This window comes from Leucobacter sp. gxy201, assembly GCF_051043335.1.
Classification (GTDB): domain Bacteria; phylum Actinomycetota; class Actinomycetes; order Actinomycetales; family Microbacteriaceae; genus Leucobacter.
Genome location: NZ_JAMXWS010000002.1, coordinates 467,471 through 481,187 on the forward strand (window position 1 = coordinate 467,471; position 13,717 = coordinate 481,187).

General features: G+C 68.9%; 12 protein-coding genes. 3 read left to right on the plus strand and 9 right to left on the minus strand.

Annotation, left to right across the window (positions count from 1 at the left end; translation table 11 throughout):
• Positions 1 to 66 precede the first annotated feature (66 nt).
• A complete protein-coding gene (locus tag NHL51_RS04995) occupies positions 67 to 1,293 on the minus strand; it encodes a pyridoxal phosphate-dependent aminotransferase (RefSeq protein ID WP_434142163.1) in 1,227 nt (408 codons plus the stop codon).
• 110 nt (positions 1,294 to 1,403) lie between these two features.
• Entirely contained in the window at positions 1,404 to 3,272 is a 1,869-nt protein-coding gene (locus NHL51_RS05000; protein WP_434142207.1) for an ABC transporter ATP-binding protein, read from the minus strand.
• Positions 3,273 to 3,452: 180 nt separating this feature from the next.
• Between NHL51_RS05000 and NHL51_RS05005 the strand changes: the two genes are divergently transcribed.
• Positions 3,453 to 3,944 carry an aminoacyl-tRNA deacylase gene (locus tag NHL51_RS05005; protein WP_434142165.1) on the plus strand — a complete coding sequence of 164 codons (492 nt, stop codon included), beginning with the start codon at positions 3,453 to 3,455 and terminating at the stop codon, positions 3,942 to 3,944.
• Positions 3,945 to 3,951: 7 nt separating this feature from the next.
• On the opposite strand, the gene NHL51_RS05010 is transcribed toward NHL51_RS05005, so the two are convergent.
• From NHL51_RS05010 to NHL51_RS05030, 5 genes are all read right to left on the minus strand, one after another.
• Positions 3,952 to 4,536, minus strand: coding sequence for a GNAT family N-acetyltransferase (locus NHL51_RS05010; protein WP_434142167.1), 585 nt, complete (start codon positions 4,534 to 4,536; stop codon positions 3,952 to 3,954).
• 64 nt (positions 4,537 to 4,600) lie between these two features.
• Entirely contained in the window at positions 4,601 to 5,488 is an 888-nt protein-coding gene (locus tag NHL51_RS05015; RefSeq protein WP_434142168.1) for a carbohydrate ABC transporter permease, read from the minus strand.
• Positions 5,485 to 6,840, minus strand: a complete 1,356-nt coding sequence (locus NHL51_RS05020) for an ABC transporter permease subunit (RefSeq protein ID WP_434142170.1) — start codon at positions 6,838 to 6,840, stop codon at positions 5,485 to 5,487. Before NHL51_RS05020 ends, NHL51_RS05015 begins: the two co-directional genes overlap by 4 nt.
• A gap of 10 nt (positions 6,841 to 6,850) precedes the next feature.
• Positions 6,851 to 8,179, minus strand: a complete 1,329-nt coding sequence (locus NHL51_RS05025; RefSeq protein WP_434142171.1) for an ABC transporter substrate-binding protein — start codon at positions 8,177 to 8,179, stop codon at positions 6,851 to 6,853.
• A gap of 152 nt (positions 8,180 to 8,331) precedes the next feature.
• Positions 8,332 to 9,573: an MFS transporter gene (locus NHL51_RS05030; RefSeq protein ID WP_434142173.1), complete on the minus strand. Its 1,242-nt coding sequence runs from the start codon at positions 9,571 to 9,573 to the stop codon at positions 8,332 to 8,334.
• A 57-nt stretch (positions 9,574 to 9,630) separates the two neighbouring features.
• On the opposite strand from NHL51_RS05030, the gene NHL51_RS05035 reads away from it, so the two are divergent.
• On the plus strand, positions 9,631 to 10,305 hold the full coding sequence (locus NHL51_RS05035) for a FadR/GntR family transcriptional regulator (RefSeq protein WP_434142174.1): 675 nt from the start codon (positions 9,631 to 9,633) through the stop codon (positions 10,303 to 10,305).
• Between the two features lie 97 nt (positions 10,306 to 10,402).
• Here NHL51_RS05035 and NHL51_RS05040 read toward each other — a convergent pair whose 3' ends face one another.
• Both NHL51_RS05040 and NHL51_RS05045 read right to left on the minus strand, forming a co-directional pair.
• A complete protein-coding gene (locus tag NHL51_RS05040) occupies positions 10,403 to 10,732 on the minus strand; it encodes a thiamine-binding protein (RefSeq protein ID WP_434142176.1) in 330 nt (109 codons plus the stop codon).
• Complete coding sequence (locus NHL51_RS05045) at positions 10,729 to 12,177, minus strand: DHA2 family efflux MFS transporter permease subunit (RefSeq protein ID WP_434142209.1); 1,449 nt, start codon at positions 12,175 to 12,177, stop codon at positions 10,729 to 10,731. Before NHL51_RS05045 ends, NHL51_RS05040 begins: the two co-directional genes overlap by 4 nt.
• Before the next feature lie 139 nt (positions 12,178 to 12,316).
• Here NHL51_RS05045 and NHL51_RS05050 point away from each other — a divergent pair.
• On the plus strand, positions 12,317 to 13,717 hold a 1,401-nt coding region (locus NHL51_RS05050; RefSeq protein WP_434142178.1), incomplete at its 3' end, for an MFS transporter.

Genomic DNA, 13,717 nt, shown 5'->3' on the forward strand with positions numbered 1-13,717 from the left:
CACGGCGAGGATGCGGACGCTCATACGACGCACCCTACCGGGGCCGAGACGGCCCCGCCCCCTCCCTCACGCGGCGCGCACGCTGTCCAGGTGCTCGGCGATGCGCCCGATCGCCTCGGTGAGCACCGGCACGCCGGGCAGCGTCACGAAGCGCAGGTGGTCGGCGGTCGGCAGGTTGAATCCGCGCCCGTTCGTCACGAGCACCCGCGTCGCCCGCAGCATGTCGATGACGAAGGCCTGGTCGTCTTCGATCGGGTACTGCTCGGGGTCGAGCTTCGGGAAGAGGTACATCGCCCCGCCCGGCAGCTCGCAACTGACGCCCGGGATGCCGGTGAGCAGTCGGTGCGCGGCGTCGCGCTGCTCGCGCAGACGCCCGCCGGGGGCGCACAGCTCGGCGATGCCCGACCAGTTCGATTCGGCGGCGAGCGCGACGGGGATCGCGTATTGAGCTGGCACGTTCGCGCACATGCGCATGTTGGCGAGCAGCGTCAGCCCCTCGAGGAAGTCGCGGGCGCGCGCCCGGTCGCCGGAGATGGCGGCCCAGCCGGAGCGGTAGCCGGCGACGCGCTGCGCCTTCGACAGGCCGCTGAATGTGATGCAGAGCGTGTGCGAGACGTGCAGTGCGGCGTGCTCGAGCACGGCGTCGTCGTAGAGGATGTGCTCGTAGATCTCGTCGGCCATGAGCACGAGGCCGTGGCGCTCGGCGAGGGCAGCGAAGCCGCGCACGAGTTCGGGCGAATAGACGGCGCCCGTCGGGTTGTTCGGGTTGATGAGCACGATGCCCTTGGTGCGGGTGGTGATGAGCGCCTCGATGGCGTCGAGGTCGGGCATCCACCTGTTCGCCTCGTCGCACGGGTAGTGCACGGCGAGGCCGCCCGCGAGGGTCACCTGCGCCGTCCACAGCGGATAATCGGGGGCGGGAACGAGCACTTCGTCGCCGTCGTCGACGAGCGCCTGGACGACCAGCGAGATGAGCTCGCTCACGCCGTTGCCGATGAAGACGTCGTCGGGGCCGATACCCGCGATGCCCTCGTCGGCGTAGTAGCGGGCGACGGCCTCGCGCGCCGGAAGGATGCCGAGGGAGCTGCTGTACCCCTGCGCGACGGGGAGCGCTTCGCGCAGCGCCTCGACGATCTCGGGGGGCGCCTCGAAGCCGAAGGGGGCGGGGTTGCCGATGTTGAGGCGGAGGATCTCGTGCCCCTCGCGCTCGAGGCGCTCGGCCTCCTGCAGGATCGGTCCGCGTACGTCGTAGCGGACCCCGGCGAGCTTCGAGGACTGGTTGATGGGCTTCACGAGAAGATTATTCCACGCGCGAAGCGATGATTTCTGCAGGAACTGCGACGAGGCTGCGGAAGACCGCACGATCCCGCAACTTTCTGCGGTGCGCGGCTGCTCCCTCGCGGTCAGTGCACTTGGCGCGCGTAGAGCTCGGCGTAGGCCCCGCCGAGCGCGAGCAGTTCGTCGTGCGTGCCCGCTTCGCGGATGCGCCCGGCGTCGACGACGTAGATGCGGTCGGCGTCGACGACCGTCGACAGCCGATGCGCGATGGCGACCGTCGTACGCCCGCTGCGGGCGTCGTCGAGGGCGCGCTGCACGATCTGCTCGTTCACGGTGTCGAGCGCGCTGGTGGCTTCGTCGAGCACGAGCACGCGCGGGTTCTTGAGCAGTACGCGGGCGATGGCGATGCGCTGCTTCTCGCCGCCGGAGAGACGGTAGCCGCGCTCGCCCACGATCGTGTCGTAGCCGTCGGCGAACGATTCGATGGTGTCGTGGATGTTCGCGAGACGGGCCGCGGCGACGATGTCGTCGTGGCTCGCGCCGGGCTTCGCGTACCGCAGGTTCTCGGCGATGCTCGCGTGGAAGAGGTAGGGCTCCTGTGTGACGACCCCGATGCGGTCCATGAGCGACTCCTGCCGCAGTTCGCGCACGTCGTCTCCCCCGTACCGCACCGAGCCGCCGCTCGCATCGTAGAGGCGCGGGATCAGCGAGCCGATGGTGGTCTTGCCCGAACCCGAGGCGCCGACGAATGCCACGAACTCACCGGGTTTCACGTGGAACGACACCCGGTCGAGGGTCGGGCGGTCGTCGGGGCCGGCATCCGGGTAGCGGAACACGACGTCGTCGAACTCGATGCGGCCGGCCCGGCCCGGCTCGTCCGACGGCTCGTGCGCCTCCGGGGCGTCGACGATCGCGGGGTCGAGGTCGAGGTATTCGAAGATGCGGGCGAAGAGCGCCCGCGAGGTCTGCAGGTCGAGGGCGACGCGCATGAGCGCCATGAGCGGGAAGAGCAGGCGCGACTGCACGGTCGTGAAGGCGACGATGGTGCCGGCGGTGATGCCCGGGTCGAAGCCCTGCCCCATCGCCCGCGAAATGAGCAGCCCCGACACGAGGTAGACGATCGCGGGCACCGCGGAGAGGAAGATCTGCACGAGCGCGAAGAACACCTGCCCGCTCATCGTCTGCCGCACCTGCAGTTCGATCTGGTTGCGGTTCTCGGCCGCGTAGCGCTCGGTCTCGGTGCGCTGCTGCGAGAAGGTCTTCGCGAGCAGCACGCCCGACACCGACAGCGTCTCCTGCGTGATGGCTGTCATCTCGGAGAGCGACTCCTGCGTCTTGCCCGCGATCTTCGCGCGCACCTGGCCGACGCGGCGCTGCGCGAACACGAGCACCGGCATGAGCACGAGCGCGACGAGGGTGAGCTGCCAGCTCAGCAGCACCATCGCGATGCCGGCGGCGATGACCGTGACGGTGTTGCCGAGCACGCTCGACACCGTGTTCGTGAGCACGTTCGCGACGCCGCCGACGTCGTTCTGCAGCCGCGACTGGATGACGCCGGTCTTCGTGCGGGTGAAGAAGCCGAGCTCCATGGACTGCAGGTGGGTGAAGAGGCGCACGCGCAGGTCGCCCATGACGCTGTTGCCGACGCGCGCCGTGAGCAGGGTCTGCACGATGCCGAATCCCGACGAGACCACGAAGATCGCGACCATCGCCCCGACGAGCCAGCCGAGCAGCGGCAGGTCGGGGCCGCCCTGCGGGAAGAGCCCGTCGTCGAAGACGCGCTCGGTCAGGAGCGGGGGCAGGATGCCGAGGCCGGCGGAGACGAGCACGAGCACGACGATGGCGGCGAGCTGCCCGCGGTAGGGGCGGAAGAGCGCGGCGATGCGCGACCCGAGCTCGGGGATGACGGGGGCCGCGCTGTTGATCTCGCGCTGCTTCGAGGCGTCGCCCGCCGATACGCGGCCGCCCCGCCCGCCTCCGCCGCCACCGCTCATACTCATGACTCGGAGAATACGCGGGACGGGCGGCATTGCGGGCGTTGTTCGCTGGCGGCATTGCTCGGCAGGGGCATGCTTCGCACGGCATTGTCCGCCGGGGCGCGGTCTCCAGGGATCGCCGCCGCCCGCGTCCTGGCAGAATGAGGAGCAGTACTCGTGGCACGAGCGGAGGCGCGCATGTCGGAAACCCAGGAGCAAGAGCAGGGCCACGCCCGCGTTCGCGAGGCCGCCGCGGCGCGCGGCCTCGACGTCGAGATCGTTGCGCGCCCCGAGGCGCGGTCGCTGCACGAGGCCGCCGAGATCCTCGGTCTCGAGGATTCGGACATCGTGAAGACCCTCGTCGTGAAGCGCTCGGACGGCACCTACCTCTTCGCCCTCGTACCGGGCGGCCGGTCGATCTCGTGGCCGAAACTGCGGGCGGTCGTGGGCGTGAACAAGCTGCGCATGCCCGACCCCGATCTCGCCCTCGAGGCGACGGGGTACGAGCGCGGCACGATCACGCCGATCGGCAGCACGACCGACTGGCCGGTCTTCGCCGATTCCTCGATCGTCGGCCGCCGCATCGCGATGGGCGCGGGCGCCCACGGCTTCAGCCTCTTCGTCGAGGCCGATATGCTCATCGAGGCATATGCGGCGACGGTCGCCGATATCTCGACCCCGGAGGCCTGATCCGGGCTCAGGCGCCGAGCAGTTCGCGGCCGAGCACGTCGTCGGTGCACAGAGTGTCGCCGACGCGGAATCTGCGTCTGCCGCTCACCGCGAGCCCCGCCTTGAGGTAGAACGCCCGTGCCCGGGCGTTCTCGTCGTTCACGCCGAGCCAGAATGCGGCGCAGCCGTCGGCGCGCGCGGTCTCGAGAGCCAGGTCGAAGAGACTCCGGGCGACGCCCGCCCCGCGGCTCTCGGGATCGACGTAGAGCTTCGAGAGGTACGCCGTGCGCTGCCCGGCCCACTGCTCCGGGTTCTCGTCGTGCAGGCCGTGGAGGCAGACTGCATAGCCGACCAGGGCCCGGTCGGGGCCTTCCGCGACGAGCACGTGGCTGTTGGGGTCCGCGAGCCAGGCCGCGAACTGGCGTTCGGAGAGCCCCTCGGCGATGAACGCCTGCACGTGCTCCGCGGGCATCCATTCCGGGCACGCGTCGGGGAAGGTGCGCGCGGCGAAGGCGGCGAGCGCGGCGGCGCTCGCCGTGCCGACCTCGGCCTCGCGCGGCACGACCGCCCGTGCTCCTGCTGCGGTGCTCTGCTGGGATGCTTCTGCATGCATGAGATCACGCTACCGCGCCGGCGCCCGCCCCGCTCCCCCTCGCCCGCCGGCAGCGGCCGCCGAGCTACTTCTGGGACCCTGCGAGCAGCGCCTGCACGAAGTACCGTTGGAAGGCGAAGAACACGATGAGGGGCACGATCATCGACAGGAACGCCCCGGCCGACAGCACGTCGATATTCGACCCGAACTGGCGCAGCTGCGACTGGATCGCGACCGTCAACGGCTGGGAGTCGGAGTTCGTGAAGATCAATGCCACGAGCATGTCGTTCCAGGTCCACAGGAACTGGAAGATGGCGAGCGACGCGATAGCGGGCAGCGCGAGCGGGAGCATGACCTGGAAGAAGATGCGCCAATCCTTCGCGCCGTCGATACGGGCGGCCTCGATCAGCTCCGCCGGCACCTGCGCGAAGAAGTTGCGGAGGAGGAAGATCGCGAAGGGGAGCCCGAACGCGGTATGGAACAGGATGACCCCGAGCACGCTCCCGAAGATCCCGAGCGCCCCGAACAGGCGCGCGAGCGGGATGAGCGCAACCTGCAGCGGTACGGCGAGGAGCACGATCACCGCGATGAGGAGCCAGTCCCGGCCGGGGAACTGCAGCCAAGCGAACGCATACGCCGCGAGTGCGCCGAGCACGACGACGAGCAGGGTGGTCGGCACCGCGATGACGATGGTGTTCCAGAACGATCCTGTGATCGTCGGGTTCGCGAGCAGGCCCGCGTAGTTCTCGATCGTGAGCTCTGCGGGCCTGGTGAGCACGGTCCACCAGCCGCTGGACGCGTTGTCACCGGAGCTGCGCAGCGAGGTCAGCAGCAGCCCGACAGTGGGTACGAGCCAGAACACGGCCACCACGAGCAGCACGGCGTGCACCGCCCCGCGGCTGAAGAAGCCGAGCACGCGCTGCGCGGCGCTGCGAGGCGGGCGTACGCTCCCGGTGGCGGCCTGCGTCGTCATCTGCTTCGTTCCTCCCTGAATCGGCGCACGTTCATGATCATCGATGGCAGCACGAGAACGAGCAGCAGGATCGCCAGGGCGGAGCCGAGGCCCTGATTGCTCCCGCCGCCGAACGAGACGGTCCACATCTCGACCGCGATCACGTTGGCGGCCGGCTTCGATGCTCCGGGAGGGATGACATAGACGAGATCGAAGATCTTCAGCACGTTGATGATCAGCGTGACCAGCACCACGATCAGCACGGGGGCCAGCAGCGGCGCCGTGATGCGCCGGAACACCTGCCACTCGTTCGCGCCATCGGTGCGTGCAGCTTCCTGGAGCGAGCGGTCGATCGAGGACAGCCCGGACGCGATCATCACCATCGCGAATCCGGCCCAGATCCAGATGTACGCGAGGATCACGACGACGTTGATGAACGTCGCGCTCAGCCACGATACGCCCTGCGCTCCGCCGTCGAAGTTCGCGGCCGGCAGCGCTACGCGGTAGTGCTCGCCGGGCTCGAGCCCCATGATCGTAAAGGCGCCGCCCGCCCCTGTGGTGGCATACCCGCGAATGGCGCCATCGGGGTCGACCGCGTCGACGCGCACCCCCTCGAGCCCCTTCTTGCCCGCTTCGAGCTCGCCGTTCGTTCCTCCGCCGCCGCGGATCACATCGAGGAACACGGTTCCGGTGATCTCGTCGTCCGAAGCCGTGGCGGCGGGCAGCCCGTCGACCAGCCCGTCGGGGAGGTCCCCCTGTTTGATTCCGGTGAGCGGGAAGTTCTGCACGCTCCCGGGAATCACGGCGTCGCTCGACACGATGATCCCGTCGTCCGCCTCGATCCCTGCGTCGCCCCTCGGCTTCGCCCCGGGGTAGCTGGACTGCTCACCGAATGCGCTCTGCACTCCGACGATCGCCGCGTTGACGACGCCGAGCTGCGGGCTCTCCTGGAACATCCCGCGGAAGATCACACCCGCGGCGAGCATGGAGATGGCCATGGGCATGAATACGATGAGTCGGAACGCGACCTTCCATCCGATCCTGTCGACCAGCACCGCGAAGATGAGCCCCAGCACTGTGACGGCGAGCGGCGCCACGATCACCCAGATGACGTTGTTGCGAATCGCGGTGAACGTGGTGTCGTTCGTGAACATCGTGACGTAGTTCTGCCACCCCACGAAACTCGTGCCGCCCTTGTCGAACAGCGACCGGACGACCGTGTAGACGATCGGATAGACGACGAACGCTCCGAGCACCACGAGTGCGGGCCCGAGGAAGGAGGCGATGATCAATGCGCGACGCGCACGGCCGGAGCCGCGGGGGCGGAGCCCGCGACCCCGGAGGTGCACCGGGACGGTGTGCGTTCGTGTCATGGCTCGGCGGTCAGTAGGCCGCAGCAGCCGCCGCCTCGAGCCGCTGCATCGTGCCGTCGATATCGCTCGGGTTCTGGTAGAAAGCGATCATCTCCTGCCAGAAGCCCTGCCCGGGCGTGCCGCCGAAGGCGCTCGGCGTGAGGTCGGACATATCGAAGCGGAACACCTCGGCGCCGGTGAGCGCTTCGGCGATCTGACGCGACACGTCATCCGGATACAGCGAGGTGTCGACCGCCTGATTCGGCGAGGTCAGGCCGCCGTTGGGCACCCAGATCTCCGCCGCTTCCGGAGAAGCCAGATACTCCATCAGTGCGGAGGTGGCCTCGTCGTCCGTGAACTGCACGGCGACGTCTCCGCCGCCCATCACCGCCGGTGCGGAGCCGTTCACCGCCGGGAAATCGTAGAACAGGGCATTCTCTCCCACGGTGGAACTGCCGTCATCCGCGATGTTGCCGGCGACGAAATCGCCCTCGTAGACGGTGCCGGCCTCGGGGTCGGCGCCGAATACTTCCGTGACGCTCGTGGGGAAGTCGCGCTGGTCACCGCCCGGCTGCACGAGATCGGTGCCCCAGAGCGAGGCCAGCACCTCGAGCGCTTCCTTGACCGAGGGGTCCGTCCACGGAATCTCGTGGCGGGTCAGCTGATCGTACTTCTCGGGGCCGGCAGTGCGCAGATACACGTTCTCGAACCAGTCGGTCAGCGGCCACCCGACGTCGGCCCCGATCGAGATCCCGGAGTATCCGGCGTCGCTGACCAGACCCAGCTGGGTGAGGAAATCGTCCCAGTCCTCCGGCTCGGAAGCTCCTGCCTCGTCGTAGATATCGGCGTTGTACCACATCGTCGACTTGTTCGCGCCCTTGAACCAGACGCCGTACAGTTCATCATCCACACTGCCCAGATCGAGCCACGACTGCGCGTAGTTCTTCTCCACCGCCGACTTCACGGAGTCTCCCAGCGGCTGGATGTCTCCGTTCTCCGCCAGCGACTGCATCAGGGCCGGCTGCCCCAGGACGGCGACGTTCGGCGGCGTTCCGCCCTCGAGCTGACCCTGGATATAGGTGGGTCCGTTGTCACCGAAGCTGGTGTAATCGACCTTCGCACCGGTGGCATCCTCGAACGCCCCGAGGACCGCCTCGAAGTTCTTCTGCTCGGCACCCGACCAGGCGGCCGCGATCGTGAGCGTCTCGCCCGAGAAGTCGCCATCGACCGCGACATCGTCGCCGCTCGTTCCGCCCGAGCACCCCGTCAGCACGAGCGCCGCCGTTGCGGCGAGGGCGACCGATGTCACCCCGATGCTTCTCAGGGATCGGGCACGGCGTGGAATAGGTTGCGTGGACATGGCACTCCTTCACTCTCCTCGGTCGAAGACTCGTGGTCGACGAGCATCATGGAGAAGCAGTGCTGCTGGTGGAGAGCAACCCTGCTTCCGCATTTCACACTATCCAAGCCGCTGGCGGTACTCAATCGTCCGCCGAGAGCGTCACCCCACCGTTATCTGCGCGGCCGCGGTCGGGGCCTTCTCCGTGCCGGCCGGAGCGCGATAGACAGTGCTACGCCCAGCGTTCCTTGGGTGAGCGCCCCGAGGATCATGACCGCGATCACCGACGACCATGCCCCGCTCGACGCGGCGACCCACCCGGCGGAGAGAGAGCCGATGCCGCCGAGGAAGTACCCGACGACTTGCGTCAGGGCGGAGACGCGGGCGACCTGTACGTGGTCTTCGCCGATTGACGACAGCAGCGCGAGGGCAAAGGGGAACCCGCTCATCCCGATCCCGAGGAGCACTGCCCAGGCTTCCGGTGCCGCAGTCGGGGCGCTGAGGAGCCCGGTTGCGCCGGCTACGGCGCATGCGGTCGTGATCGTGATGCCCAGCACTCGGGTGGCATGCCGTGCAGCTGCGGGGACGGCGAGGGCGGTGGACGGGATTCCTACGGCCATCACGATTCCCAGCATGACCCCGGCACGCCTGTCGTCGATACCGCCGTCTGCGGCGATGAGCGGCAACCAGCCGATGATGGTGTAGCTGAGCACCGTCTGCAGCGCGAAGAATCCGAGCATGGGGAACGTGCCCCGTGGCCATCCGAGATTCGCGCCGGAAGCGGCGGCACGATCTCGAGTCGGCGAGCCGGAGCGCTTGAGGGGTAAGGCGAGTGCCGATTGCGACTGGGATCTGGTGAGGGAGATCCACAGCACCCCCGCCGCCAGGGAGGGCAGTGCCCAGATCGCGAGGCCGACCGTCGGGAGCCCGAAGATTCTGGCCATCGGCAGAGCGATGGCCGCGGCTACGGCTGCACCGAGGGCCATTGCGCTCGTGTATCCGGTCGTCGCGCGATGCGTGCGCCCTGCACACCATTCCCTGACGAGTGCCGGGAGGATGATATTGACCGCGGAGATGCCCGCGGCCGCACAGATAGTGCCTGCGACGATCGCGATTTCGTGCGGCACCGCACGGACGGCGAGCCCCAGAGTCAGCAGGGAGAGCGCCGCGGTCATAGTGGTCCGGATGCCCCACCGCCCGAGCAGAGGGAGCACCGCGAGCCCCGCGATCGCGAAGACGAATACCGGGGCGCTCGTGACGACCGTTGCTGAGAGGGGGGAGAGCGCGCCGTCGGCCTGGAGCTCGCCCAGGAGCGGGCTGGCCCCGGTGATGCCCAAGCGCAGGTTGAAGCCGAGGCAGAGCAGTACGAGCGTCGGCGCCGACTGAGACGCGAGCAGAGATGAACGGGAAGGCATGAAGATTCCGACAGACATTAGATGTTTGGATGTTTGATCGTTTGATAGTATCTGCCCATGACCCTTCCCGCAATTCCGCGCATGAACTTGAGCGACGGGGCTGCCGCCGCAATCCGGGCCGAGATACTCTCCGGGCGTTGGCCCGTCGGGAATGCGATCCCGGCGGAACCGGAGCTCGTTTCTCAGCTCGGAGTTTCGCGCGGCACACTACGCGAGGCGCTGCGGTCGCTGCAGTACGCCGGATTGCTCGAGATCCGCCGAGGCGACGGCACCTATGTGAGGTCCCGAAGCGAGGTCGGCACCGCCCTGGCACATGCGCAGCCGTCATTGCGAGACGTGCTGGAAGCGCGCGCTACGATCGAGCCCCAGCTCGCTCGACTCGCTGCCGAGCGAGCCAGTGCCGCCCAGATCGCACAGATTCGCGCGGCGCTCGAAGCCAGGAACGCCGCCGACGGCACCAGATGGGCCCGAGCCGATGCAGCATTCCACCGCGCGGTGGCCGAGGCGGCTTGCAGCCCGGTTCTGGAACAGGTCTATCTGGCTCTGCTGCCGCTGCTCGAAGAGTCGACGGATCTCGCGGCAAAGCGTCAGGGCTTCCGCAAGGACGACCCTCGGGGCCACCAGGAGCTGCTCGATGCGATCGAACGCAGAGACCCCCGGACCGCTTTCGAGAGTGCACAAGAGAATCTCACGGCCACTGAGGCCTGGTCGACGACCGCCGATGCCGTGTAGCTCGTCCGAGGGCTGAGCCCGCCCTCGCCGGCATGCGGACGTTTCCGGCGGCGCCGATCCTCGACCGAGAGCTCGGAGACCGTCCGTCCGAGGCGGGTTACCGGCCCGAATCCTCGATCGCCTGCTCGAGGCGTTCGAGCTTGCCGTCGAGCTCGCCCGCGAAGCCCGGGCGGATGTCGGCCTTCATCACGAGCGATACGCGCGAGCCGAAGGGCATCACGGCCTCGGTCGCGCGCTTGGCGACGCCGAAGACCTCGTCCCACTCGCCCTCGATCTCGGTGAACATCGACGAGGTGCGGTAGGGCAGGCCGGAGGCCCGCACGACGCGGATCGCGGCGGCGACGGCCGCGGAGACGGAACCGTCGGCCTCGGGCGCCTGCCCGGATGCGCCGACACCGCTCGGGGCGACGGAGAATGCGAGAATCATGAGCCCTCCTGCAGTTGCACGGTGACCGGCCCCGTGCGCGGGGGCCGCTTCGAGAAGAACACGGTGACGATCGCGCCGAGTACGATGACCGCGAGGGGCAGCAGCATCGACTGCGCCATCGCGTCGGCGAAGCCCGGGCGCAACGGTTCGGGCAGGGCCCCGGCGGCCGCGTCGCCGAAGCCGCCGGCCCCTGCGCCCGCGGCGCCGAGCTCCGCGGCGATGCGCGACGCCATGAGCACCGCGATGCCCGCGGAGCCCAGCACCGACCCGATCTGTCGGCTCGTGTTGTAGACGCCCGAACCGGCGCCGGCGAGCTCCATCTTGAGGTTGAACGTCGTGAGGTTCGCGAGCGGACCCCACATGAACGCGTTGCCGACGCCGAGCAGGGCGCTCGGGATCAGCAGCAGCACGATCGACGCGTCGGGCTTCAGCAGTACGTAGTATCCGGCGAGGCCGAGCGCCACGAGCACCAGGCCGAGGATCGGGAGCCGGCGCGGGTCGCCGCGGTCGAGCAGCTTGCCGACGGGCTGCGCGAGCGCGATCGAGAGCACGGCCATCGGCACCATCATGAGCGCCGACTGGGTCGGGGTCTGCCCGAGCACGAGCTGCAGGTAGAACATGAGCGGGAGCGACATGCTGGTGACCGAGAAGCCGACCAGCACGATGGCGATGGAGCCGACCGAGAAGTTGCGATCCCTGAAGATCTGCAACGGCACGAGCGGCTCGCCCTTCTGCACCCGCTGCCAGAGCACGAAGACGACGAGCACGACGATACCGGCGATGATGAGGCCCCACACCGAGATGGGCCCTCGGATGGTGCCCCAGTCGTAGCTCTCGCCCTCCTGGATGCCGAACACGAGCATGAACATGCCGATGCCCGAGAGCACGACGCCCACGAGGTCGAAGCGGTGCGCGCTCGTCTCGAGCACCGGCACGTAGCGCAGCGCGAGCACGAAGGCGATGACGCCGACGGGCACGTTGACGAAGAAGATCCACTCCCAGCCGAGACCGTCGACGAGGAATCCGCCGAGGATCGGGCCGATGAGCGTCGCCACCCCTGCCGTGACGCCCCAGATCGCCATCGCCGCGCCGCGTTCGCGCGGGCCGAAGATGCGCGTGATGACCGTCATCGTCTGCGGCGTCATGATCGCCGCCCCCAGACCCTGGAAGACGCGGGCGATCACCAGCACCTCGATGGTCGCGGCGAACCCGCAGGCGAGCGACGACAGCGTGAAGACGGCGAGGCCCAGCAGGTAGATGCGGCGCGGGCCGAAGCGGTCGCCCAGCCGGCCCGTGATGAGCAGGGGCACGGCGTAGGCGAGCAGGTAGGCGCTCGTCGCCCACAGCGTCGCGACCATGGTCGTGTCGAGCCCCCGCATGATGGACGGGTTCGCGACCGACACGATCGTGGTGTCGACGAGGATCATGAAGAACCCGAGCACCATCGACCACAGGGCCGGCCACGGGCGGATCTCGGGGCGGGCCTGCGAGGCTCCGGGCTGTGCGTTCACTCGTATCAGCCTAGCGTTCGCGAGCGGATTCGGCCCTATCGCGCTGCTCCTCAGTATTGTCTACGCTGAACAGGTGGACGCACCGGTACCCGACGCTCAGACCCGCCTCCCGCCGCCCGGCGGGTGGCGCACGTTCGCCCACGCGCTCGGCAACACCGCCGTCGCCGGCCTGGTCACGAACTTCCTCTGGTTCGCGGTCGTGTTCTGGGTGTACCTCGAGACGCGCAGCATCCTCGCCACCGGCATTCTCGGCGGGGCGTATATGCTCGCGCTGGCGGTGTGCTCGATGTGGTTCGGTTCGCTCGTCGACCGCACCCGCAAGCTGCGGGTGATGCGGCTGTCGGCCTGGTGCTCGCTCGTCGCGTTCACGATCGGGTGCACCATGTTCTTCCTCGTGCCCGCCGACGCGCTGCTCGCGCTCGACGGCCCGTGGTTCTGGGTGTTCACGCTCGTCGTGCTCGCCGGGTGCGTCGTCGAGCTGCTGCGCAGCCTGGCGCTCTCGACGCTCGTCACGCTGCTCGTGCCCGTCGAACGGCACGCGAACGCGAACGGTCTCGTCGGCACCGTGCAGGGGCTCGCGTTCATCGTCACGAGCGTGTTCAGCGGCATCTCGATCGGGCTGCTCGGCATGGGGCCGACGATGCTGATCGCGACCGCCCTGACCGCGCTGCCGCTGGCGCACCTCTACCTGCTGCGCATCGAGGAGGCGGAGACCGTGCCCGAACCGGGGAGCGGCGCCGTCGACTTCCGCGGCGGCATGGCCGCGATGCGCGCGGTGCCCGGGCTCTTCGGCCTCATCCTCTTCTCGATGTTCAACAACCTCGTCAGCGGCGTGCACATGGCGCTGCTCGACCCGTACGGCCTCACCCTGTTCTCGGTCGAGATGTGGGGCATCGTGTTCGGCATCGCCGGCACCGGCTTCATCTCGGGCGGCGCGCTCGTCGCCCGGTTCGGGCTCGGATCGAACCCGGTGCGCACCATGCTCGTCGCCGTCGGCGTGCTCGGCGTCGTCGGTTCGGTGCTGGCGCTGCGCGACTGGGCGTGGCTGTTCATCGCCGGCATCTGGGCGTTCATGCTGCTGATGCCGGCGATCGAGGCCGCCGAGCAGACGGTGATCCAGCGGGTCGTGCCGTTCGAGAAGCAGGGCCGGGTCTTCGGCCTCGCGATGACCTTCGAAGCAGCGGCGGCCCCGCTCACCTCGTTCCTCATCGCGCCCGTCGCCGAGTTCTGGATCGTGCCGTACATCGAGAGCGCGGCGGGCCGCGACCGCTGGGAGTGGCTCCTCGGCGACGGTGCGGGAAGAGGCATCGCCTTCATCTTCTTCTGGGCGGGCCTCGTCGTACTCGCCGCAGCCGTCGCGGCCTTCGCGACCCGCACCTACCAGGTGCTGGTGCGCAGCTTCGCCGGGTCGGGGGGGGGGGGGGGGGGGGGGGGGGGGGGGGGGGGGGGCGCCGGCCCCCCCCCCCCCCCCCCC

Bases quoted from the DNA above. Each gene is read 5' to 3' on its own strand.
- NHL51_RS05005 (WP_434142165.1), top strand. From the start codon at position 3,453: ATGTCGGAAACCCAGGAGCAAGAGCAGGGCCACGCCCGCGTTCGCGAG.
- NHL51_RS05030 (WP_434142173.1), bottom strand. From the start codon at position 9,573: ATGCCTTCCCGTTCATCTCTGCTCGCGTCTCAGTCGGCGCCGACGCTC.
- NHL51_RS05035 (WP_434142174.1), top strand. From the start codon at position 9,631: ATGACCCTTCCCGCAATTCCGCGCATGAACTTGAGCGACGGGGCTGCC.
- NHL51_RS05020 (WP_434142170.1), bottom strand. From the start codon at position 6,840: ATGACACGAACGCACACCGTCCCGGTGCACCTCCGGGGTCGCGGGCTC.
- NHL51_RS05025 (WP_434142171.1), bottom strand. From the start codon at position 8,179: ATGTCCACGCAACCTATTCCACGCCGTGCCCGATCCCTGAGAAGCATC.
- NHL51_RS05045 (WP_434142209.1), bottom strand. From the start codon at position 12,177: ATGGTGCTCGGGTTCTTCATGATCCTCGTCGACACCACGATCGTGTCG.
- NHL51_RS05010 (WP_434142167.1), bottom strand. From the start codon at position 4,536: ATGCATGCAGAAGCATCCCAGCAGAGCACCGCAGCAGGAGCACGGGCG.
- NHL51_RS05015 (WP_434142168.1), bottom strand. From the start codon at position 5,488: ATGACGACGCAGGCCGCCACCGGGAGCGTACGCCCGCCTCGCAGCGCC.
- NHL51_RS05040 (WP_434142176.1), bottom strand. From the start codon at position 10,732: ATGATTCTCGCATTCTCCGTCGCCCCGAGCGGTGTCGGCGCATCCGGG.
- NHL51_RS05000 (WP_434142207.1), bottom strand. From the start codon at position 3,272: ATGAGCGGTGGCGGCGGAGGCGGGCGGGGCGGCCGCGTATCGGCGGGC.